The 20749-nt window shown below is 51.7% G+C and carries 18 protein-coding genes; 5 read left to right on the top strand and 13 right to left on the bottom strand.

What is annotated here, in order from left to right:
• The first annotated feature begins 106 nt into the window (after nt 1-106).
• Together MT343_RS18240 and MT343_RS18235 are read left to right on the top strand one after the other, a co-directional pair.
• On the top strand, nt 107-820 hold the full coding sequence (locus MT343_RS18240; RefSeq protein WP_145467795.1) for a TetR/AcrR family transcriptional regulator: 714 nt from the start codon (nt 107-109) through the stop codon (nt 818-820).
• On the top strand, nt 804-2528 hold the full coding sequence (locus tag MT343_RS18235; RefSeq protein WP_145467797.1) for an acyl-CoA dehydrogenase family protein: 1725 nt from the start codon (nt 804-806) through the stop codon (nt 2526-2528). The genes MT343_RS18240 and MT343_RS18235 overlap by 17 nt, the downstream gene beginning before the upstream one ends.
• A gap of 34 nt (nt 2529-2562) precedes the next feature.
• Here the strand turns inward: MT343_RS18235 and MT343_RS18230 are convergent, their stop codons facing one another.
• The 4 genes from MT343_RS18230 to MT343_RS18215 form a co-directional block, all read right to left on the bottom strand.
• Nucleotides 2563-3555 (bottom strand): lipase secretion chaperone, encoded by a 993-nt coding sequence (locus MT343_RS18230; RefSeq protein WP_186435838.1) that lies wholly within the window; start codon nt 3553-3555, stop codon nt 2563-2565.
• A gap of 25 nt (nt 3556-3580) precedes the next feature.
• Nucleotides 3581-4549, bottom strand: a complete 969-nt coding sequence (locus MT343_RS18225) for a lipase family alpha/beta hydrolase (RefSeq protein ID WP_145467801.1) — start codon at nt 4547-4549, stop codon at nt 3581-3583.
• 217 nt (nt 4550-4766) lie between these two features.
• A complete protein-coding gene (locus tag MT343_RS18220; RefSeq protein ID WP_186435839.1) occupies nt 4767-5267 on the bottom strand; it encodes a hypothetical protein in 501 nt (166 codons plus the stop codon).
• A gap of 78 nt (nt 5268-5345) precedes the next feature.
• Complete coding sequence (locus MT343_RS18215; RefSeq protein WP_145467803.1) at nt 5346-6215, bottom strand: S1/P1 nuclease; 870 nt, start codon at nt 6213-6215, stop codon at nt 5346-5348.
• 155 nt (nt 6216-6370) lie between these two features.
• Here MT343_RS18215 and MT343_RS18210 point away from each other — a divergent pair, with 155 nt between their 5' ends.
• Complete coding sequence (locus tag MT343_RS18210; RefSeq protein WP_145467805.1) at nt 6371-6775, top strand: MAPEG family protein; 405 nt, start codon at nt 6371-6373, stop codon at nt 6773-6775.
• A gap of 66 nt (nt 6776-6841) precedes the next feature.
• Here MT343_RS18210 and MT343_RS18205 read toward each other — a convergent pair whose 3' ends face one another.
• The 6 genes from MT343_RS18205 to ubiE form a co-directional block, all read right to left on the bottom strand.
• Nucleotides 6842-7549 carry a hypothetical protein gene (locus tag MT343_RS18205; RefSeq protein WP_145467808.1) on the bottom strand — a complete coding sequence of 236 codons (708 nt, stop codon included), beginning with the start codon at nt 7547-7549 and terminating at the stop codon, nt 6842-6844.
• Nucleotides 7550-7627: 78 nt separating this feature from the next.
• Nucleotides 7628-8662, bottom strand: coding sequence for a TOPRIM nucleotidyl transferase/hydrolase domain-containing protein (locus MT343_RS18200; RefSeq protein WP_145467809.1), 1035 nt, complete (start codon nt 8660-8662; stop codon nt 7628-7630).
• A gap of 106 nt (nt 8663-8768) precedes the next feature.
• Complete coding sequence (locus MT343_RS18195; RefSeq protein ID WP_145467811.1) at nt 8769-9512, bottom strand: HNH endonuclease; 744 nt, start codon at nt 9510-9512, stop codon at nt 8769-8771.
• 1090 nt (nt 9513-10602) lie between these two features.
• Nucleotides 10603-12255 carry a ubiquinone biosynthesis regulatory protein kinase UbiB gene (gene ubiB, locus MT343_RS18190; protein ID WP_145467813.1) on the bottom strand — a complete coding sequence of 551 codons (1653 nt, stop codon included), beginning with the start codon at nt 12253-12255 and terminating at the stop codon, nt 10603-10605.
• A gap of 7 nt (nt 12256-12262) precedes the next feature.
• A complete protein-coding gene (locus tag MT343_RS18185; RefSeq protein ID WP_145467815.1) occupies nt 12263-12997 on the bottom strand; it encodes a ubiquinone biosynthesis accessory factor UbiJ in 735 nt (244 codons plus the stop codon).
• Nucleotides 12997-13746 (bottom strand): bifunctional demethylmenaquinone methyltransferase/2-methoxy-6-polyprenyl-1,4-benzoquinol methylase UbiE, encoded by a 750-nt coding sequence (gene ubiE / locus MT343_RS18180; RefSeq protein WP_186435840.1) that lies wholly within the window; start codon nt 13744-13746, stop codon nt 12997-12999. Before ubiE ends, MT343_RS18185 begins: the two co-directional genes overlap by 1 nt.
• A 192-nt stretch (nt 13747-13938) precedes the next feature.
• Here ubiE and MT343_RS18175 point away from each other — a divergent pair, with 192 nt between their 5' ends.
• Together MT343_RS18175 and MT343_RS18170 are read left to right on the top strand one after the other, a co-directional pair.
• Nucleotides 13939-14697, top strand: a complete 759-nt coding sequence (locus MT343_RS18175; RefSeq protein ID WP_186435841.1) for a substrate-binding periplasmic protein — start codon at nt 13939-13941, stop codon at nt 14695-14697.
• A gap of 150 nt (nt 14698-14847) precedes the next feature.
• Complete coding sequence (locus tag MT343_RS18170; protein WP_186435842.1) at nt 14848-15105, top strand: DUF1145 domain-containing protein; 258 nt, start codon at nt 14848-14850, stop codon at nt 15103-15105.
• Nucleotides 15106-15208: 103 nt separating this feature from the next.
• Here MT343_RS18170 and MT343_RS18165 read toward each other — a convergent pair whose 3' ends face one another.
• The 3 genes from MT343_RS18165 to MT343_RS18155 are packed head-to-tail and all read right to left on the bottom strand — an operon-like array spanning nt 15209 to nt 20690.
• Nucleotides 15209-16072: an alpha/beta fold hydrolase gene (locus MT343_RS18165; RefSeq protein ID WP_145467822.1), complete on the bottom strand. Its 864-nt coding sequence runs from the start codon at nt 16070-16072 to the stop codon at nt 15209-15211.
• 10 nt (nt 16073-16082) lie between these two features.
• Nucleotides 16083-17450 (bottom strand): DUF1302 family protein, encoded by a 1368-nt coding sequence (locus MT343_RS18160; protein WP_145467824.1) that lies wholly within the window; start codon nt 17448-17450, stop codon nt 16083-16085.
• Nucleotides 17451-20690, bottom strand: coding sequence for an outer membrane lipoprotein-sorting protein (locus tag MT343_RS18155; protein WP_145467826.1), 3240 nt, complete (start codon nt 20688-20690; stop codon nt 17451-17453).
• Nucleotides 20691-20749 lie beyond the last annotated feature (59 nt).

Below are 20749 nucleotides of genomic sequence, written 5' to 3'. Positions count from 1 at the left end.
GCCAATACAGCCTCAGCTTCTGTACAAAAAACACCCTTGATCAAACAAGTGAATAATGATTCACTTGTTTGATTCAAACTCACAAGGCGAATCCGGAACCGGCGTTATGGCATACCGCGAAACCGAACATACCCGTGCCCGTAAGGCGAACACCCGCCAGCGTCTGCTGCATGCTGCGCGCGATTTAGTCGCCGGGCAGGGCTTTGCCGCAGCCACGGCCGCAGCGGTGGCGGAACGCTCAGGCGTAGCGGCGGGTACGATTTACCGGCATTTCCCGAATAAGCCGGAACTGGTGGCGGAAGTCTTCCGCTACGCCACCGAACACGAAGTGGCGCAGGTGGCTGCGGCCAGCGAGAGCCGTAATGTCGGGGATGCTTATGCCCTGCGTCTGGCGCGGGCGGTGGCGGTGTTTGCCCGGCGTGCGTTGCAGGGTCCGCAGCTGGCCTATGCCTTAATTGCCGAGCCGGTTGATCCGCGCGTGGAGCAGGAGCGTCTGCGCTATCGCATGGCCTACGCCGATATTTTTGAAGACCTGATCCGCGACGGCATCGCCAGTGGTGAATTTGCTGCGCAGGACGCCGCCATCAGTGCTGCCGCGCTGGTCGGCCTGTTAAGCGAAGCGTTAATCGGGCCGTTATTTCCCGGCCAGGCAAAAACAAACAGCGCGAACGAATTGCCCCAGATGGCGGCCCGCGCCGCGATGACCAACGATGAACAACAACAATTAATTCAGCAGCTGTGTGCGCTCAGTCTGCGTGCATTGGGCAGTGCTGAAGCAAACTCCATAGCCGAGGATGTCAGTTATGAACACCAGCGTTAATCCACAAATTACCGACGCCGTAACCCCTTCTGCGGGCAGTGCGGGTGATTACCAGCAGCATAAATCCCAGGCAGAAACCCATCCGGTTTTTAACCAGCCAACAGCGCTGGAAAACTTTAATGCCTACGACAGTGATCTGGCGTTACAGCATTGGGTAAAAGCGTACGGCGGTGACTGGGCTACCGATCGTCTCAGTGCTTATGGTGCACGTTGTGGTGGTGATTTAATTGAGGCGGGTTTTCAGGCCAACGAAAATAAACCGAAATTTTATCCCCATGACCGCTTTGGTAACCGTGTGGATCTGGCCAAATTCCATCCGGCGTATCACGAATTAATGCGCAGTGCGATCGAAGCCGAAATGCACTCTCTGCCGTGGACAACACCAAAGCCCGGTGCTCATGTGGCCCGTGCCGCAATGGAATATCTGCATATGAATGCCGATGCCGGTTCCGGTTGTCCGCTGACCATGACCTTTGCCGCTGTACCGGCATTGCAGCATTCTCCCGGCGTTGCCAAAGAATGGGTGCCGAAAATTACGGCGCGTCATTATGACGAGCGCAATATCCCGTTTTTTGAAAAACAGGGCCTGACCATCGGTATGGCGATGACGGAAAAACAGGGCGGCTCCGATGTTCGCGCCAACACCACCCGCGCTTATGCGGTTGGCAGCAGCACGGGTAACGGTGCGGAATATGAAATTGTCGGTCATAAATGGTTCTGTTCGGCCCCTATGTGTGATGCCTTTTTAGTGCTGGCACAAACCGACAGTGGTTTATCCTGCTTTTTATTACCGCGCTGGCGTCCTGATGGCAGCAAAAATCAGATGTATGTACAGCGCTTAAAAGACAAGCTGGGCAATATTTCCAACGCCTCTTCTGAAGTGGAATTCCGTGGTGCCTTTGCCTGGATGATTGGTGACGAAGGCCGTGGCGTACGCACCATTATCGAAATGGTTTCTATGACTCGTTTCGATTGCATGGTGGGATCATCGGCATTAATGCGCGGTGCGGTTGCTCAGGCGATTCACCACACCTCCGGCCGTTCGGCTTTTGGTAAAAACCTGCACGAGCAGCCCTTAATGCAGAATGTGCTGGCGGATATGGCGATTGAAAGCGAAGCAGCGCTGGCGATCAGTATGCGGGTTGGTCATGCGCTGGATAATCTGGCTGATGAGCAGCAGAATTTATTCGCCCGTTTAGCCACCGCTGTGGGCAAATACTGGATCTGCAAACGCGCACCGCATCTGGCCTATGAAAGTATGGAAAGTGTGGGAGGCGTGGCGTATGTGGAAGACAATATTCTGCCACGTATTTACCGCGAAGCACCGGTTAATGCCATCTGGGAAGGTTCGGGTAATGTGCAGTGTCTGGATGTATTGCGCGCCATGGGCAAAGAGCCGAAAGTGGTGGATGCCTTTATGGCTGAGCTGCAGAAAGGTGCGGGTAACTACCGTGAGTTTGATCAGTTCCTGGTGAATTTAAAAGATGAATTCACCGATCTGAGCACTCTGGAATACCGCTCACGCACGGTGGTCGATAAGCTTGCGGTTGGTTTACAGGCCAGTGTGTTAATTCAGCAGGGTGACAGCAATATTGCCGATGCCTTTATCCGCTCGCGTATTGTGCGTAATGGTGCCTTTAACTACGGCACGCTGGATGCCGGCATCGACTGTTATTCCATTATGAAGCGCGCACAGCCAAAACTGTAAACGCATAAAAAAAGCGGGTCGTTTTAACAGCCCGCTATAACAGCCCGCTGAGTGCTTTAACGCGCAAGTGTTGTTCCGGAGGAAAGGCCTGCTGCAGTTGCAGGTCTATTTGTTTCTGCTCTTCATCGGCGCTTAATTGCTGCTGTTTTATTGCCTGTACCTGCTGCTGAAATGCGGTTAACTGTTGCTGCCACTGATTGCGCTGCTGATCAAGTTCGGCCAGTTGTACCGCCTGCTGTTCTCCGGCAATGGCAGCGCGTTGTGCAAAGCGCTGGGCCGGGTCATCACTGCTTTGCTCAATGGCCAGCAATTGCTGTGTTTTTGCATTTTCCTGCTGATACTGACGCGTAGCCCACGATTGCTGATAGCTGGCGTTTAATAATGTCTGCTGGTTACTGTTATCGGCGGAGGTATTCTGTTGTTCCTTTTTTTGTTCCTTTGGTTCATTTATTTCCTTGTGCTGCAACTGTTGCAGCGCCAGCGCATCCTGCTCACGGTCAAAGGCAAATAATGCTGCCGCAACGGCATGGCCAAATATCTGATCCTGCAGGGCAACACGGCTGTCAAAATAGTACTGCAGGCGCTGGTAGGTTGATGCATCTTCTGCCGCTGCGGGCAGTAATGCCAGCAGCTCCCGGTAACTGAGATATTGCTGCCAGATATGCTCCGCCTGTGCCAGCGGCTGGCCGCTTAATTGTCTGGCAAGGGCTGCACGTACCTGAGTATCAATCCAGAGATTATCGCGCTCCCCCAGCGTGCTGAGATAATAATCGAATAAATCACGCAGGCTGCTGTGCACCACCAGTTGCTGCTGTTGTGCACTGAGAGTTACACCGTGTTCAGTGCCCGACAGTGATGCCGGGAGTGCAGCCTTGTCAGGCTGCTGTTCTGCACTGTCTTTCGCCGGATCTTCTGTTCCGGAGGCGGAAGGTGCTGGTGTTGTAGCAGGGGATGTTGCTGGGGTTGTGCTGCTTTCTGTCAGGCTGTCAGGCGCGAGCAGAAAGCAAGCCAGTGCAAACAGCAGCACTGGCACAAGTATGGTAAGTGGAATATTAAAGACCGGCATTCTTTAGTCGATTAGCATGGCTGCGGTAAATACTGAGTGGATCCGTTGCGGTTAAACCGCGCAAGCCCAGTACCTGATTAATCAGGTCGGCATGGTTCAGCGGATAATTGTCACGCAGCACTTTACCAAAGTGGTTGCTGCAACGGCCAGTAATACCATCATTACCTGCGCTGCCGAACAGTAAGCCGGTGGTGGCAAACAGATAATCCAGCGGGTCGAGGATATTGGTCAGGTTGGCATCGCCACCCCAGGAATACAGGCGGATGTTATTACCATCAATATTGACCTGCTGAGGACCTTCACCACAGGTTGTCTGTGGCAGACCGGCCGGAAAATTCTGATTAAACGCCGCAGCACCGGCACTGGTAAATTCGGTGGTCAGGGAGCGCACATCGCCGGCAGGAACATCATCACCGGAGAGTAAATCGATCAGACTGCCAGCGGCGTTGCCAACCACTTCAAACAGATTACCCAGCAGCGTGTCGTCGGCAAAAACACCATTCAGCAGATCGGCAATCGGTGCTCCCTGATGGGGTGAGCCAACGGTGGTAACCGAGGCCACCAGATCCGGACGTACCGACATTACATAACGCGCAGTCAGACCACCCTGGCTGTGAGCAATCAGATTGAATTTTTCAATTCCCGGATGCAGCACCTTCAGGGTTTCCATTTCATGAATCAGCTGCTCGCCACGGTCGATGGAATTATTAAAGGCATTAATATGGGCGACATACACTTTGGCGCCGCCTTCCTGTAATTTCGTACCAATTTTGTACCAGTAATCAATACCGGCAATATTGTCGAAAGCCAGAATACCCTGCACCAGCATAATCGGGTGACGGGTCTGGGTGTAACCACTGCTGTCAGCAGAAGATGACATTGCAGAAACCAGTTGTGTGTTCAGCAGCAGAGCCAGACACAGCAGTAATGAACGGACAGAAAGTACGCGCAGCATGGGAGATCCTTTTTATTATTTTGTGCGCAGTATATCGGCGGGGCTTTGGCTGGGCGTACCACAATCAGGGCCATTTCGGCCTGAAAGGAGTATTACAGAAAAAATACGAGGAAAGCAGGAGACAGGAAACGAAAACAGAAATACGGCGGCAGAGACAGGTAAATACAGAGGTGATTAAGAAAGGTACCCGGAGCCAGGCTCCGGGCCGGGTACAGAATTATTCTGCAGTTGCCGCGGTTTCTTCTGTTTGCATGCTGTCTGGCTGAGTGTCTTCGGCCTGAACTTCATCGGCCGTTAACTCACCGGCGCCAGATTCACTTGTGCTTACTGCCGCAGGGGCTTCAGTAGCAGTGGTTTCAGCAGCAGGAGCTTCAGCAGCTGCCTGCTCCGGCATATCGTTGCTGCCTGTGTCTTCAGCAGCCGCTACCGTTGTTTCACATTCCCAACCCCAGCCGCGCTGCTTCTCCACAAACTCAGCAGCTTTCTGCTCGCAGTAGCCACCTTCGGTCTGCGCGCTCCACAGCACCTGAGAACCGCTGTCTTTGGTGTAGTGAACTTCGCATGGAATCTGGCCTTCGCCGGTGTATTTAACTTCAATAATCCGGGTCTGGTTGCCGTGGCTGCATACGGTGCGATCACCACTGCTGGCCTGAGCGGCAGGAGCCAGAGCTGCAGCGATTACCGGCAGCAGAGCAGAGATATAAATTACAGGTTTCATCGTAATATCCTTATTTATACTGAATGGATTTCCGGAGCCGTTGTCCGTGGTTCACTAAAAACCCTTCGCATAAATCTGTCAATTAGCGATTGGCGGTTTTGTGGAGGATGCACTGTCTTCGGCCCTTGCCGTAACAGTATCCAGAAAATCCGCCAGACGTACCGCCGCCTGTTGCAGGCGTTGCTGTAATTGCGGACGGAACAGGCTTATATAGGTGTCATCGATTGCCACTGGTTTCTGCGCTGCCTGCTGATAATGGCGATAAATTTCGCGTGTGATTGTGAACGATTCATTGGCAAAGCTGAGTGGCTGGCCAACTGACCAGTCGCTGCGCTGCTGTGCGGAAATGTGCCCTAATGCCAGCGTGCTTTGTTTTTTATAAGAGAATTTTCCGAGCAGATCACCATCCCACAACTGATGCAGATTGGTTTTATCACCTTTAAAACGCACAGCGGCTTTATTGCCACCACGGTCATCGGCAAAGCTGACATGCATTGGCTGATGCACATCCGCCATAAAATGCGCAAGAAAAAACAGCGCCTGCCAGTCATCGTTATTATTAATCAGGCGTTGCTGCATATCGTTAATGGCCTGCACCACACAGCCTTTATCACCACAATCATCTGCGTGGACTGACATCGCCGTACGCGGCACATTAATATAATGCCAGGGTTTGGTATGGCGGAATTTGCGTTCGTCGCGCACTTCATCGGCCCAGGAGCAGGCATGAGCGAAGCTCTTCTCACCTCCGGCTTTTACCTGTTGGTCAATCCAGTGACGGGTTTGCGGCGTGACCAGCTGATAAGCCATTTCGCATACCTGCGCATGGCCGGAAAACTCAAAGGCTTTTACCGGTAAGCTGAACAACACCAGACAGGTAATCAGCATAGCCGCCAGTACGGATACAGGCCGCTGCCGAAGAGAATAACGCACAGATTTAACCAACACAGAAAACTCCTGCCGGCGGGGCAGAGACTGAACGCCGGGAATGATTGCCGTAACTGTTTGCCGCAGGTTAGCATGAGCCGCAGCTTTGCCCAATGCAGCAAGGCTTAAGAGTTCTGACAACAATAAATAATGGCCACAAAAACCGGGGTATACCGATGTTATTGATCAGTGGATTTTATATTGCTCTGACCGCTTTACTGCTACTGGCACTGGCTTACATGGTCGTGCGCCTTCGCCTGAAACATAAAATCGGCCTGCTCGACGGCGGCGAAAAAACCATCGCCGTCGCCATGCGCGCCCAGGCTAACGCGCTGGAAACTGCGTTACCGGTTTTACTGCTGCTGATGGTAGCCGAACTGAACGGCGCCTACGCCGCCTTCCTGCATGTGTGCGGCATCGGCTTTCTGCTGTCGCGTGTTTTGCATGCCTGGGGATTTGTGCAGGCCTCTGGCGGAATGCACTTCGGCCGTTACTACGGCACCCTGCTGACCTGGATTGTACTGCTGGCGCTGATCGTGCGGGTGCTGTGGTTGTCGGTAGGTGGGATGTTGGGGGGGTAACGCCCGCAACAAACGGGAGCAACTTGTTGCGAGTCGAGCCGCGAAGCGGTGTTTTGATGGCGCTTGTTAGGCAATACGATCTTTTGCAAAGAACCATATTGGCACCAATATATTCACACCTATAAAAAAGAGCTGTACTTTTTGCCGCTCAATACCAACCAATAAAAAAGACACCCTATTGATAATTTTAATTAACCATAGAAGAGTAACACTCGGTATGGCTAGCATTATTAGCCAAGATCCCAACATCATAGCGCAGCCGAGAAGTAATATTAGCGATAACTCAGAAAGAAACAGGTAGTCTGAATCTTGTGTAAACCCTAGCGGTTGAAATTGATCTCTGAATATATCTATGAAGCTTGGACTGATCCCTGATATTTCACCGAAAAAATGCATAATCCATGGCGTAGCCACTGTAAGTAACATAAAACCAATCATTTTAAATGTTTCTTTTTTCACATCTAAAAACCATTGAACAGATGAAAATAGGAGGAAGTTTACGAGAAGTGTTGATGCGAAATAAATGTTCGGCTTTATGTCATTTGACATCATGATGAATGCAGTAACAAATAGTATTAATGTTGAAATGAGGAGAAATTTTTTAATACCAATCATATCAAGATCTGCATCAGCTTCAGCACGCCAACGGAGTAAGTTAACAGTCCCATCTTCCAGCCCATTTAAAAAACGCTGACCTGAAGGAAACTCTTTCAGTTTTGTATCAGCCATTACGATTAGACTGATTACGTATAGAAAAAATAAGAAAATATCCAAGCTAACTCCTTTGCCTAACGCTTCGCTCTGCGGAAATTTGGGAGCGCCAGCGAGTAAATTTTCCTTAGCAGCGCGTTGTTAGGCATTCTTGATCCAGTCATAAAACGTTTTGAAGGATTCATCTCGTTCCGATAGCTCTTCAAGGTCTAAGTCGTTAACAAGCTTAGTTAACTTCTCGCGCATCTCTGCTCCTCTATGCCGGCGACGGAATTCCTTAGGATCCAAACCAAGCCAAGACTCTATTTCTGGATCTGGAATCGAACACCTCCAGCTATCCAATTCAACTCCTCGGTTTAGCATATCGCGGGTTTTGCCAATGTCATTATCTGAGTCAGTAACGATTAGAACGGGAGCGTTTGTGATGATATTGCTAGCCGCATTGGCAACACGGGGAATAGTCATTTTACCCATGGCGACAATAATATTGATTTTCTTGGTCAGACCAAACTTATTGAGAATTTTAGTTGCCAAAAGTGACAGTAGTTCTCGGTCAGTGGTTCCTTCACAGACAATGACTAAATCAGAAGTTTCTTCAAAATTTGAATCCTGCTTAACAAGCATCGATGACATATTGTCGTAAGTGAAAGCTTCGATGATGGTTTGACCATCTTTTGACACTTGTTCCATTTCAGTTGAATGGTAGACAACACCTTCTTCAGCCGCAATTCTAAGCTTAGATTTCAGAACACTTCTGAAACTACTCCCTCCGATTATTGCCGCGTCGATATCTTCCTTGCCGAACAGAATTACATTTAGAGACTTTCCAAGTGTTAAAGCATCAACTGCATCTTTGGAGTAACCAGACATGGAAATAAAAACCCCAATTGTTCCAGCTAATTTGCCATCTACTTTGCCTTTGAACTGATAAATTGCTGAAGCTGGCAACTCGTCTTTGTGCCATTTTGCCTCTAGCAGAAAAACACTGCCATCGAGAAAGAATGATCCATCAATCTGCTCTCCTTCGGTTTTATAACTTGCGCGAGGATCTAGCTGCTCATGCTCTAAACAGCTTTTAAGTATTTCCTCAAATGCGTAGCCCCTTTTTCGGTACCATGTGGGAGGTGCATCGTCAGCCGGTTCAAGCCATTCGTTATATTTTTCTCTGAAATCCATAGCTCTTCATGCTTTCTCTAATGACTGCCTAACGCCTCAATAAACGGCGCAGATTTTCTGCGTCCGGCGCCTGAAAGGCGCGTAGTTGATTGATTTGTTATGTGATTTACTTGATGCTTCTGTAAAGGTTACGAAGCATTTCCTTTTCTTCTTCATCATCTGAAGTTAAGCCCTTTAGAGCGATATATGATAATTCTTTAACCTCATCCAGTGCCTTTCTTGGGGTGCGCACAATATCTTTGAAGTGGTGAAATTTACGCCCTTTTTCTTTGATGGCGATTTGAAATGCATAGTTACCTTCATTGCCATATATGCGGATTAAATCATGGCTGTGTTTCGCCCCAATGTATGGTTTATCAGATTTGGTTTTCCCTTTATACCAGTGTGAGCTGTGAACAAAAGAGCTAATATTTCTGTAGCAGGCCAAAACTTTACCACTAAGATTTTTATCTTTTTTGGTCAAGTGTTCGATGCATGTGCTGCCTAATTTTTTATAGCCCCATTGCGGATGATATGTAAGATGCTCATATCTTATGTCATTGCCGCAGTTTTCTCTTTCACAAGTTCCGACAAGATCGCCTAAATCATCTATAGATATTAAGAACCAACCGCTATTTGGCTCAATTAAACCATGTTCCCTCGCATGACACCCTTTGCAGAGAGTAGAGCAATCACTTAGTGCATACTCCCAAGGTTGTTTATTGGGAATATATAATTCGTGGTGAACTTGTAACACTACATCGGGCGGCGATCTATGACAGATCAGGCACTTGTTGTTATCTCTCAGCTTTACACGCTGAGAGAATTCAAACCACCTATCATTTCTATATAAATTCTTCTGTTTTGGCATGGTGGTGATCTGGTTTCACATAACAGTTTATTCGTAGGCATGATCATTAACACGCTTGGGCCCTTATTCAGATTCCCAGCCTAACCCATTGTCCGGGCTGTAAAAATCATCGTTATTCTCTTTCTTTTCAGGATATAAACGCGCATGCGTGATTTTACCTGAAATGCTCTTTACACTTTGCGCGTTATCAACGGCCAGAAAAGCTCAGGCTATTTATTTTCCAGCAGTCAGGTCGTTCAAATGACTCTTGCATTCCAGGTACGCTGCCGCCCGTCCTTGTAAAAGCAAGGCTGGAATTGCGTGGTTTTACAACCGGAATGGTAAGCGGGGAAGGCGGTCGTTGGGCTGTGTGTCCTTACGATATGCTGCATCCCTGCTTTGGTTCGAGAATACTGAAGATTGGGGATGGGTTCAATAATTGATAAAACTGGTTACAGGTGCAGGCGACAGTGGTGTTTTTCTGGCCGCTACGCGGGCTGGCTTTTTGGGCTGCCGCCCGGCCCTATGACCTCTTTGAGGGGTCTTACCCCTCACGCCGGTCGGGCAAACTCCCTGCTTCGCGCTGTGCAGGACTTTATCCGTTCTGAATAATCCTGCGGTCTAGGTAGCGCGAATAATGGGCCATCCATGGCCCTATTCGCTCGCCCGGCATCCTGCCGGGACGTACCGGCGCAGAATTATTCAAACCGGCGTCCTGCAGGCGCATAAAACCATAACGCACGGCCGCGTTTCAAAATGGGCACCGCACAACTGTGTAGTGCATACAAAAATATGGGATGAAATAGGCTTCGCGTGACGATTAATGCGCCTGTGGGCCGCCGCAACGAACGATGATTTTTCTGATCCGCCGGGCATGGATGCCCGGCGAGCGCGCAGCGACAGGGACGTCGTACGGGCGCGTGGTCAGAAAAAACGAGAGAGTAAGGATTTACGGCCCACAAAGCGCGAAGCAGGGGCCCGGGGAGAAGTTCCCCGGATTGGGGCGCAGGGGCTTGCCCCGCATTGGCTTTGAGTGAATTACAAAAGCCAGCCCGCGCAGCGGCTGCAGAATAAACCCGCCGGTTTATACCACACACACCAACTATCGCCCTCAGGCGCGAACAATCAACAGTAACATCCCGGCACCCGCCAGACTCAGCCCCACCACTTCCGGTACTCCGAGAGCAAAGGCCTGCCACCAGGTAAATAAACCACTGCCAACCGCCAGGGTTGCCAGCGCCTGCTGGCGCTTCTGTGCTTTTTGCGCAGCCAGCTCCTGACGCAGTGCGGCAATTTCCTGCTGCAGTGCCTGCTGGTTTTCGTCCATATGGTTCAGGCGGCTTAAGGCGCCGTGTACCAGTCCGGGAATTTGTGGGGCTTTTTCAATCCAGCCCGGCAGCTGGCGTTTTAATTCTTTAAACGCGGCTTTAGGGCCAAAACGCTCGCGCATCCAGCGTTCTAAATAAGGCTTAGCGGTGCTCCATAAATCCAGCTGTGGATACAGCTGACGGCCAAGGCCTTCAATATTGAGCAGGGTTTTCTGCAGTAAAACCAGCTGCGGCTGCACTTCCATATTAAAGCGGCGCGCGGTGCTGAATAACTGAATTAATACCTGACCAAAGGAAATTTCGGCCAGCGGTTTATCAAAAATCGGTTCGCAAACGCTGCGGATAGCGGCAGAAAACTCATGTACTTTGGTGGTGGCCGGTACCCAGCCAGAGTCGATATGCAGCTGGGCAACCTGATGGTAATCCTGATTAAAAAACGCCAGCAGGTTCATCGCCAGATAATTCTGATCTTCTTCGGTCAGGCTGCCGACAATACCGCAGTCGATGGCAATGTATTGTGGTACCTGCGGGTTATTACGGGAGACGAAAATATTTCCGGGGTGCATATCGGCATGAAAGAAGCTGTCGCGGAATACCTGGGTAAAAAAGATTTCCACGCCGCGCTCGGCCAGCAGTTTCATATTGGTGTTCTGCGCCTGCAGGGCGTCGATATCCGCTACCGGAATACCGTAAATACGCTCGCTGACCATTACTTTGCTGCGTGTGTATTCCCAGAATACTTCCGGCATATACAGCAGCTCGGAGTTGGCAAAGTTGCGCTTCAGCTGGGTGGCATTGGAGGCTTCGATCTGTAAATTCAGTTCGCCGTAAATGGTGTGGCGGTAATCATCGACCACTTCCAGCGGTTTTAAACGGCGGCCGTCTTCGGAATATTTCACCAGCAGGCGGGCCATGGTTTCCAGCAGCTGCAGGTCGCGCTCGATAGTGTGTTCGATTCCCGGACGGACGACTTTAACAACCACTTCCCGACCGGCCTCGCCATTGGCATCGAATAAACGCGCGGCATGTACCTGAGCAATAGAAGCAGAAGCCAGTGGCTCGGCGGAAAATTCGGCAAATAACGCACTGATTTTCTGCCCCAGCTGGTCTTCGATTAACGCCATGGCTTTATCGCTGGCGAAGGGCGGAACGTCGTCCTGCAGGCGTTTTAATTCTTTAACAATATCGTCGGGAATCAGATCCGGGCGGGTGGATAAAATCTGGCCGAATTTAATAAAGATGGGGCCTAAGGCTTCCAATGCTAAACGCAGACGTTCGCCACGGTTAAGGCGCGACGGCACCGGGTTTAAACGCCAGGGCGCGAGCCACAGGGCAATGCGCAACGACAGCGGCAGCTGTTCGGTCGGCACCAGACTGTCGAGCCGGTAGCGGGTGAAGACAAACAGAATTTTCCACAGACGCCAGAGGTTTGCCACGTCGATATTATTCCTTGGGCAGAGAAGGGGTGATCGTCGACTTGTTTGTCGAATCGTTCTGTTGCATGCGCGCTGCTAAACGCTGGGTGCGGGCTTCTAAACGGTCGGTCGCCAGACGCAGCTGGTCAACCTCGTCGGCAAATTGTGCCGCCAGTGGTTCCGGTGTCAGCAGTTGCGCTTCATCTTCGAGATATTCTTTAACGGCATTGCGGTAAGCCGGTGCGCTGCTTTTGCCCCAGTTCAGTAAGCCGCGTAAACCTTTGCCCAGCTGATGGGCGAGCAGGCCGCCGGTCAGTGGTGTGATCAGGGCTTCCCAGTCGATATCGAGGTTTTGCGCAACGCGGGTCAGCGATAAGGCAAACTCGCTGTCGCCGTCCATATCAATGGCACTGCTGATCAGGGCGTGGGCTTTATCACTGGCGCGGGCGAGGGCAAAGAAATCGGCGGCGGAACCGCTGAGCGTTGCATCGGCGCTGTTCAGACCATCGGCGCTACTAAGACCATCAGCGCTACTCAGGCTACCGTTATCGTCGGTGGCGGGCACAAGGCTGAGTACAATGCCGTTATCGACGATGCGGATCAGCACCGGGTTTATGGCGTCGATGCGCACACACAGCAAGCGGCCCTGCTGGCGACGCAGCGAGTTTAATGCCGCCGGGTCGTAACGCAGCACATGATTAATGGCCGCTTCAAAGGGCACACAGGCAGCCTGCAGTAACTCGGCCGGCAGCTTACTCAGCATCAGGGTTTGATTCCGCGGTGCAGGGCGACCACGCCGCTGGTCATATTGTGGAAGCTGCAACGCACCAGGCCGGCGTTTTCCATCATGCTTTTCAGGGTTTCCTGATCGGGGTGCATACGGATGGATTCGGCCAGGTATTTGTAGCTTTCGGAATCGTTGGTCACCAGCTTGCCCATAAACGGCAGGGCGGTGAACGAATACAGGTCGTAGGCTTTGCTCATCAGCGGGTTGGTCGGCTTGGAGAATTCCAGCACCAGCAGACGGCCGCCCGGCTTCAGCACGCGGGTCATGGAACGCAGTGCAGCATCTTTATCGGTGACGTTACGCAGACCGAAGGCGATGGTGATGACATCAAAGCTGTTGTCTTCAAACGGCAGACATTCGGCATTGGCCTGAACGTATTCGATATTGCCAACGTAGCCCTGATCGGTCAGACGGTCGCGGCCGACGTTCAGCATGGATGAGTTGATATCGGCCAGAACCACTTTGCCCTGCGGGCCAACGATCTTGGCAAATTTCTTGGTCAGGTCGCCGGTTCCGCCAGCCAGGTCGAGTACCTGATCGCCCGGGCGTACGCCCGACATATCAATGGTGATGCGTTTCCACAGGCGGTGTACGCCGAACGACATCAGGTCGTTCATCAGGTCGTACTTGGCGGCCACCGAGTGGAATACATCGGCAACCATGGCCTGCTTCTGCTCGGTAGCGACGGTTTTGTAGCCAAAATGCGTGGTTTTTTCCTCGGACATGCGAATCTTCTCCCGCTGACGACCTGTAGATGGGCGGCCATTTTAACGGTGCAAGTCGTGAAAGTCTTGCGCTGTGTCGGCTTTTGGCCGCCGCCGGGTGCAGGGCCTGAGTTAAACTTAAAGAGTTATAACGCGGAGAAGCACGTGACAGAAAGTAAGCTGTTTACAGCAATAGGCCAGTGCGCAGGGCTGATGCTCTGTTGGCTAACCATGGCAGCGGGCTGTCTGGCGGCAGACGGCCTGCCACAATTGCGCATATCGGTGCCGGATGACGGCTATCCGCCTTATGTTGTGCTGCACGATGGTCAGCCACAGGGCTTACTGATAGAACCGCTGCGTAAGGCCGCACAGCGTGCCGGTATAGAGCTGGAGTTTGTGTATCTGCCAGAGCTGCGCTCTCAGCATATGCTCGACTCCGGCAAGATCGATGGCCGTATGGAATCCCCTTACTGGATCGAGCAGCCGGAGAACTATCTGTGGAGCGATCTGGTGGTGTGGCTGGAAGATGTGCTGGTGTACCGCAATGACCAGCCGTTTGATCTGGAGCAGGAAGACGGCCTGCTGGGTGGCGAAATCATCACTCATCTGGGTTATGCCTATCCGGCACTGCAGCCGGCCTTTGCCAACGGCAGCCTGATCCGGCTGGATAAACCCACCGAGCAGGACATGCTCAATACCTTGCTGATCAGCCAGGCGGAAAGTGCCCGCGCGCTGATTATCGGGCGCGATGTGGCACAGTGGTATGTGGCCAAACAGCCACAATTACAGGCCTTACCACTGACCTTCTCCAAACGCGTATATGGCTGTGCGCCCATGGGCTTTCAGTTTGCCCGTAACGAGCGGGTTAAAGCGCTGTTGCAGCGGCTGAATAAAGAATTCCCGCCGCGTCCGAAGCAACGCTGCCCGCGTATCACGCCATTAACGCTGACGGTATCCCCGGCCGCTGAATAATTCTTCGTTTTTCTCTGGTGTAGCAGGGTTGTGGCAGGGTTATCGCAGGCTGTCGCATTTTCACCTGTGCAAATGCGATGCAGCAGTGCAAGCTTGCGGCTTTGATAACGACAATAACAATGCATGAATGACGCATGCAGCGAGGTATCTATGTTTATTCTGTTAAATAAAGTGGTCACTCTGGTGTTCTGGATTCTGGCTATTATGGCGGGAGTGCAGGGCTGGGGTGGTCTGCTGGGCTGGTTGCCAACCATTGCTATGGTTGTTGCCGGTGTTCATGTGCTGGAAGTGGCGTACTTCTGGATGGCGCTGAAGCATAAGAGCAGCAATCAGATTGCCGATGCGGTGCAGATATTTATTTTTGGTATTTTCCATATGCGCCGTTTTATTCAGACAGAAACTGCCTGAATAGAGCAGTACGCTGTTGCCTGCTGGCAGCGGAGTCAAAAGCCTGAACACCTGCGGTGTTCAGGCTTTTTATTGCCACGACAAATACCCGTTGAGTATCGTGTTACGGCACTATTTCTTCGCCGTGTTCTGTTTCGCTTTCCTGAATTAATTCATCGCTGAAAAACTGTTGAATGCGCGCGGCAATCATCGGGTCGCGGATGATTTTCCGGTGTCCCAGAGCGGGCGGTAAAAATACCTCGGCACTGCTCAGGTGCTGGCGGATTGCATGTACTGAAGCACTGGGAATTTCAATATCATTCTGGGCATGAATTAATAATGTCACCGGGCTGCTCTGGCTGAGCAGATGGCCGCTGTGGAGTTCGCCAGCCGGGCATCCGACTTCTGCTTCAATGCAGCGGATAAAATGTGCCGTGCTGGCGGCTGGCAGCCGCATAAAACGCGCAAACCCTTTTAATACGTCCAGCAGGCTGGCGGGAGAAGACATCAGTACGCAGCGTTCTGTCTGTACGCCCTGAGCAGAGGCAATTGCCAGTGCTGCTCCGCCCATTGAATGACCCAAAGCACCATAAAAGGGGCCGAAAGCAATATCGGCTTCGATAATGGCACGGGCAAATTCCATCGGGTTACTCTTATTGCCGCCGGATTGACCATGGCGTGGCGCATCCAGCGCGAACACATCAAACCCCTGTGCTACCAGAGCATTGGCGATAACTGCCATGTGCGTTGCCCGGCTTTCCCAGCCATGCATTAGTAAAATGCGTGGGCCGCTGTTAGCCCAGCGCAGAGCACTGAGATGTCCGGCAAAATTCAGGCGCTGTGCCTGTTTTTCAGTGGCCAGTTCCCATTCTTTCAGTGGCAGTTGTCTGGGTGTTAAAAACATCCGGGCATGACGGCGGGCAACGGTTGCCGGCAGCAGATGGCCGAGGACTGAGTTCTGCATACGCAGCAGTGTAATCGGGTTCATGAGTTACTCCTTAAAATGTACTCTGCCAGCCAATTAAAAAGCGGCTGGATGATGAGAACTGACCGAATGGCCCGGCGCGGTTGCCAAAAAAATAATCGGCACCGCTCCATAAAGACCAGCGGTCGTTAAGCTGGTAACTGACTTTGCTGCGCAGCTGACCGTCGTTGTAATCGCGGTTAAGCAGAGCAAAAAAGCTCAGTTCCAGCGTGTCGTTGAGTAAGGTTTTTTTCAGCAGCAGGGTGTGACGGGTGCTGATTTCGCGGCGGATCATCTGCGGCCGGTAAGCAAGAATGCGGCTCTGGTAAAACTGGTAACTGACAAACACATCCGCCGGGGCCTGATAATCCAGTGCGGTTACCGTCGCCAGTTCCGGGCTTTGGCTAATGCCGTTATTTTGCAGATCTTCGCGCAGAAAAAATGCCCGGCTGATATGCCCGGCTTCAAGGCGCAGCACTACGCTGCTGAAGGCTGTGCTGGCGCTCAGGCCGAGCAGGCGGCTGCGGCGGTACACGGCTTCGACATCGACCTGAATCGTGCTGCCGGTTGTATTTAACCTGCGGTAAACAACGGGGGTGTCGTGGTAAAAATTAAAATAGCTGGCGCTGATATCCCAGCCACCGGCAAAGGTACTCCAGCGTAATCCATGCTCCCAGTCATTACCGTCCGGGCGCCGGGTTGGCCGTTGATTAACCGCGACTCCGGCGACCGGCTGCGGAGCCAGCTCGGGGCTGGTAATAGCGAACGCGGTGCCTGGTTCTGCCAGCTCACTGAAGGTTAAGTCGGGAATAATTAACCATTGCAGAGACTGTTCATTGGGCAGAGGAATATGCGCATTAAACATCCAGGTAGCGATGCGCGAGTCTTCGGCATCGGGCAGATTAAATTCGCGCAGATCCTGCGGGTTAATAATATCCAGCACCCGAAGGCCGTCGGCCTGACCCCAGACGACCTGTTGTTTACCACTGCGCAGAGACACACCGTAGAAATACTGGTCAGCATAGGCTTCGGCAATATCAAAACGCACGTTATCCCATTGTGCCAGTGGCCCGCTGCTGTGCAGGCTGCCCGCCGGATAATTATCTGTCCGGCTGGTTGGCTGCTCTGCGTACAGGGTGTCAGAAAAATCAGCACGCAGACGTGGCTGCAGATTAAACGACGTATCGGCCGTGCGGTATTGCCATTCACTTTGCAGCTGCACTTCCGCTTTGCTCAGTGCGGCCGGAGCATCGCTCCAGGCCAGTTCTGAACTTAGCTCTGAACTAAATCCAGAGCTGAAGTCGCTGTGCACGGCACTGCTCAGCAATATCAGGGTGAAAGCACCGGCGCTTAGCCGGAGTTGCTGTCGGAGCTGCTGTCGGAGTTGCTGCCGGATATTCATTTACAGCCCCCGGCGCAGGGTATTCTGGGTAAACAGGTGGTCGGCCACATCCTGTTGGTAATCGACGGCAGAAAAAATAAACAGCGAGCGGTGACCGCTGATATGGTTTTCGGCCAGCAGCTGATGCCGCGTCCAGATTCCGTCGATCATACGGATATCCGTTACCTGCACGGTTTTCAGCGGCACCTGTTTAATATCCAGGTAGTCGCTTTTCACCACGATCCAGTTTTGCGGATCAATATAAAAGATTACTTCGCCATACCCCAGTTCCTGAGCAATAGCAGCCGTTTTTGGGATGGCTTTTACCACCAGTTTTCCGTCATCGTCTGGCAGGCGTTGCAGCTGATAGTCGGCAATACTGATATGACCGTTCTGCTTAATATCTTCATAGGTAAAATCGGTACCCATAAAATAGTCGCCACGATCGGATGCGGAAATCCGCCGCACCTTGCGCAGTGCCGGCAGGTACAGCCACTGATCATCTTCCTGATCTGTGGCGGCATAGTCGAAGGTCAGAAAAGCGGTGTCTTTAACATTGGCCGGTGATTTATAAAAAAATACGGTCTTTTTATCGTCACCAAAATATTTGCGGTAAGACAGTGTTTCACGGCGCCGCTCTTTGCCCCGGCTGTCGGTCAGTAACATGCTCAGCTGGCTGCTGACGTGCTGGCCGTCATCCACCGCGTTTACCCGCTGTGCAATATCGTCGGCGCTGAGTGTTGCCAGTAATTCCGTATTAAAAGCTTCTTCTGCCTGCAACGGCTGGCTGTGCAGGGCGCCATTTAAAGCTGCAGTACTGAGTCCTGTGGTTAGCAAAAATGCCAGAACTGTACTGCCAGTCACGTGTTTTTCTGCCGCTATCGCACTGGCTTCGGACGCCTTTTTCTCACCGAAAATAAAGGTCGGCTGCAGTAATACAATCAGTGCCGGTAACAGCGTCATGGCGGCGATAAAACTCATACTCACCGATAACACGACAATGGTGCCGAAGTGCGTCAGCGGTACAACCTGAGAGCTGATCAGTACACCAAAACCAAAGGCAATCGCCAGATAATTAAACAGCAGCGCCCGGCCTGTGGAACGGAATAATTCGGTGAATAATCCGCTGCCTTTCAGTCCGTCTGCCACCAGGGTTTTCAGGCGTTCGAGGGTATGAATAGCAAAGTCGATACCCAGGCCAATAGCTACCGAGGCAAACATGGAGGTGCCGATGCCAAGGTTAATCCCCAGCAATGCCATCGCTGCATAAACCGTAAGAATGGAACAGATTACCGGCAGGGTTGCAAGCAGACCGGCGGCCCAGGAGCGGAATAATAACGCCGAGACCAGAAAGACACAGAGCAGCGAAATAACCACGCTGTAAAAATGGCTGACGCCCAGATCTTTAATCCAGTGGTAATTAACATTGACACGACCACTGAGGCTGGCAGTAACCGGCTCATCCATAACGGCATTGTTAAAGTGCTGATCGATATATTGCTGCAGGGCTTCAACCACCGGTTTTGTGGCAATAAAATCGGCACTGTCGAGATTCAGACGGATATTGGCCAGACGGTAGTCATAGTCAATTTCTTCAGAAAAATCGGCAGGATCAGAACTGGCCGAGTAGAGCAGAAAATACTGCGCAATCAGATCGGCATCCTGCGGCAGACGGTAAGCATCGCCCTGACCTTCGTTCAGGGATTTATTCATCTGCTTTAAATAATCCACCACCGATGATGAACCATTTACATGCGGCAGGGTTTCCGCGTAGGCCTGCAGAGCTTCCATGGCATTCAGCACCTGCGGTGAAAAAATCCCTTCGTTACGGCTGCTGGTAATCACAATGTCCAGCGTATTGGTGCCTTCCAGATGCTGATTAATGACCTTGTCAGCCTGATAGATTGCTTCGCTGGGATGAAAGGTATTAATGCGGTTTTCGTTTACCTTAATCTGGGTAGCCAGCAGGGCGCCGCTGATGCTGAGCAGTGCAAAGAATGACAGTGTGGCGCGTGGATGGCGTACACAGATTCCACCGAGATAAGTCATCAGGCGGGCAAAGGTATCCTGCTGGCTGTTCTGTTCAAGGCGAATCCAGCGCTGGCTGACTCTGGGTTTCAGTAAGGTGATGCAGGCCGGTAAAACAAAGAGCGAATAAAACCAGGCAACCAGCACGCCGAAGGCGGTGAATAAACCAAAGTATTCAAAGGGTGGCATATAAGATGACGCGTACAGGCCAAGAAATCCGGCAATAGTGGTCAGCGACGTCAGCGTTACCGGGCGCGCCATAACGGCAACGGCTTCACGGATACAGGCCTGCAGCGACCAGTCCGGATGTCGTGCCTGCATTTCGTAATAGTGGCTGAAAATATGAATTGAATCGGCGACGGCCATACCAATTAAAATAACCGGCATAGCGTTGGTGATAACAAAAAAAGGCACACCGCAGTAAGCCATAAAACCGAGGGTCATCAGTACCGAGGCGGCAATCACCAGATTACCCAGCAGGGCCGGTAATAAACGGCGGAATGCAACGATCAGCATAATGGTAATAATTAATCCGGCGAGCGGATTAAGACGGCTGGCATCATGGTCGATATAGTGACCGAGATAGCCGAGAACGGCGCCTTCACCGGCAACATGGAGTTCGACACCTGCAGGCACCTGTGTCTGTTGCAGCAACTGATTGATGGCGTCGTAGGCGGTTTCAGCCTGGCTGTCATCGTACAATTCCAGCACGATCATACTCATCGCACCGTCGTCAGAAACCAGCATGCCGTGATACAGCGGAAAGTCTTCTATTGCCTGACGCAGGGCCGCATCATGCTGAGTTCGTAAGTCATAGAATGGTGCAACATCCATCCCGTCGGCCGAGGCGCTGATATTATTTTCACTGGCCAGACTGATGGTCCGCGCTGTATTAATCATCGGCAGGGCATTTAACTGATCGGTCAGCTGCCCGATCAGATCGAGAGTCTGTTTGCGGTAAATGCCTTCTGCCGAACGGTCATATATGGCAACGATCAGCGGGTCACTTAAACCAAAAATCTCCCGCACCTTATTTTTATACACCAGCGCCGGATTGTCGGCTTCGAGAAAGGCATCGGCACGGGTGTCTTTATGCAGTTGTCCGAGGCCGGTTATCAGTAGTGCCATTAACAGAAAGCCGGCAAACAGAACGGTTTTCGGGTAATTAACTCCCGCCTGAATGCCACTTCTCACGACTGACAGCAGCCAGTGCTTTTCCCTGTAGGTATTCATAACTTGCCCTCAAATGAATGTATATGCATCTATATGTAAATGTATATGCATGCAAATGG

This window comes from Venatorbacter sp. C2-1, assembly GCF_022832715.1.
GTDB classification, from domain to species: Bacteria; Pseudomonadota; Gammaproteobacteria; order Pseudomonadales; family Oceanobacteraceae; genus Venatoribacter; species Venatoribacter alkanivorans.
This window is presented reverse-complemented; position numbering and strand designations above follow the sequence as displayed.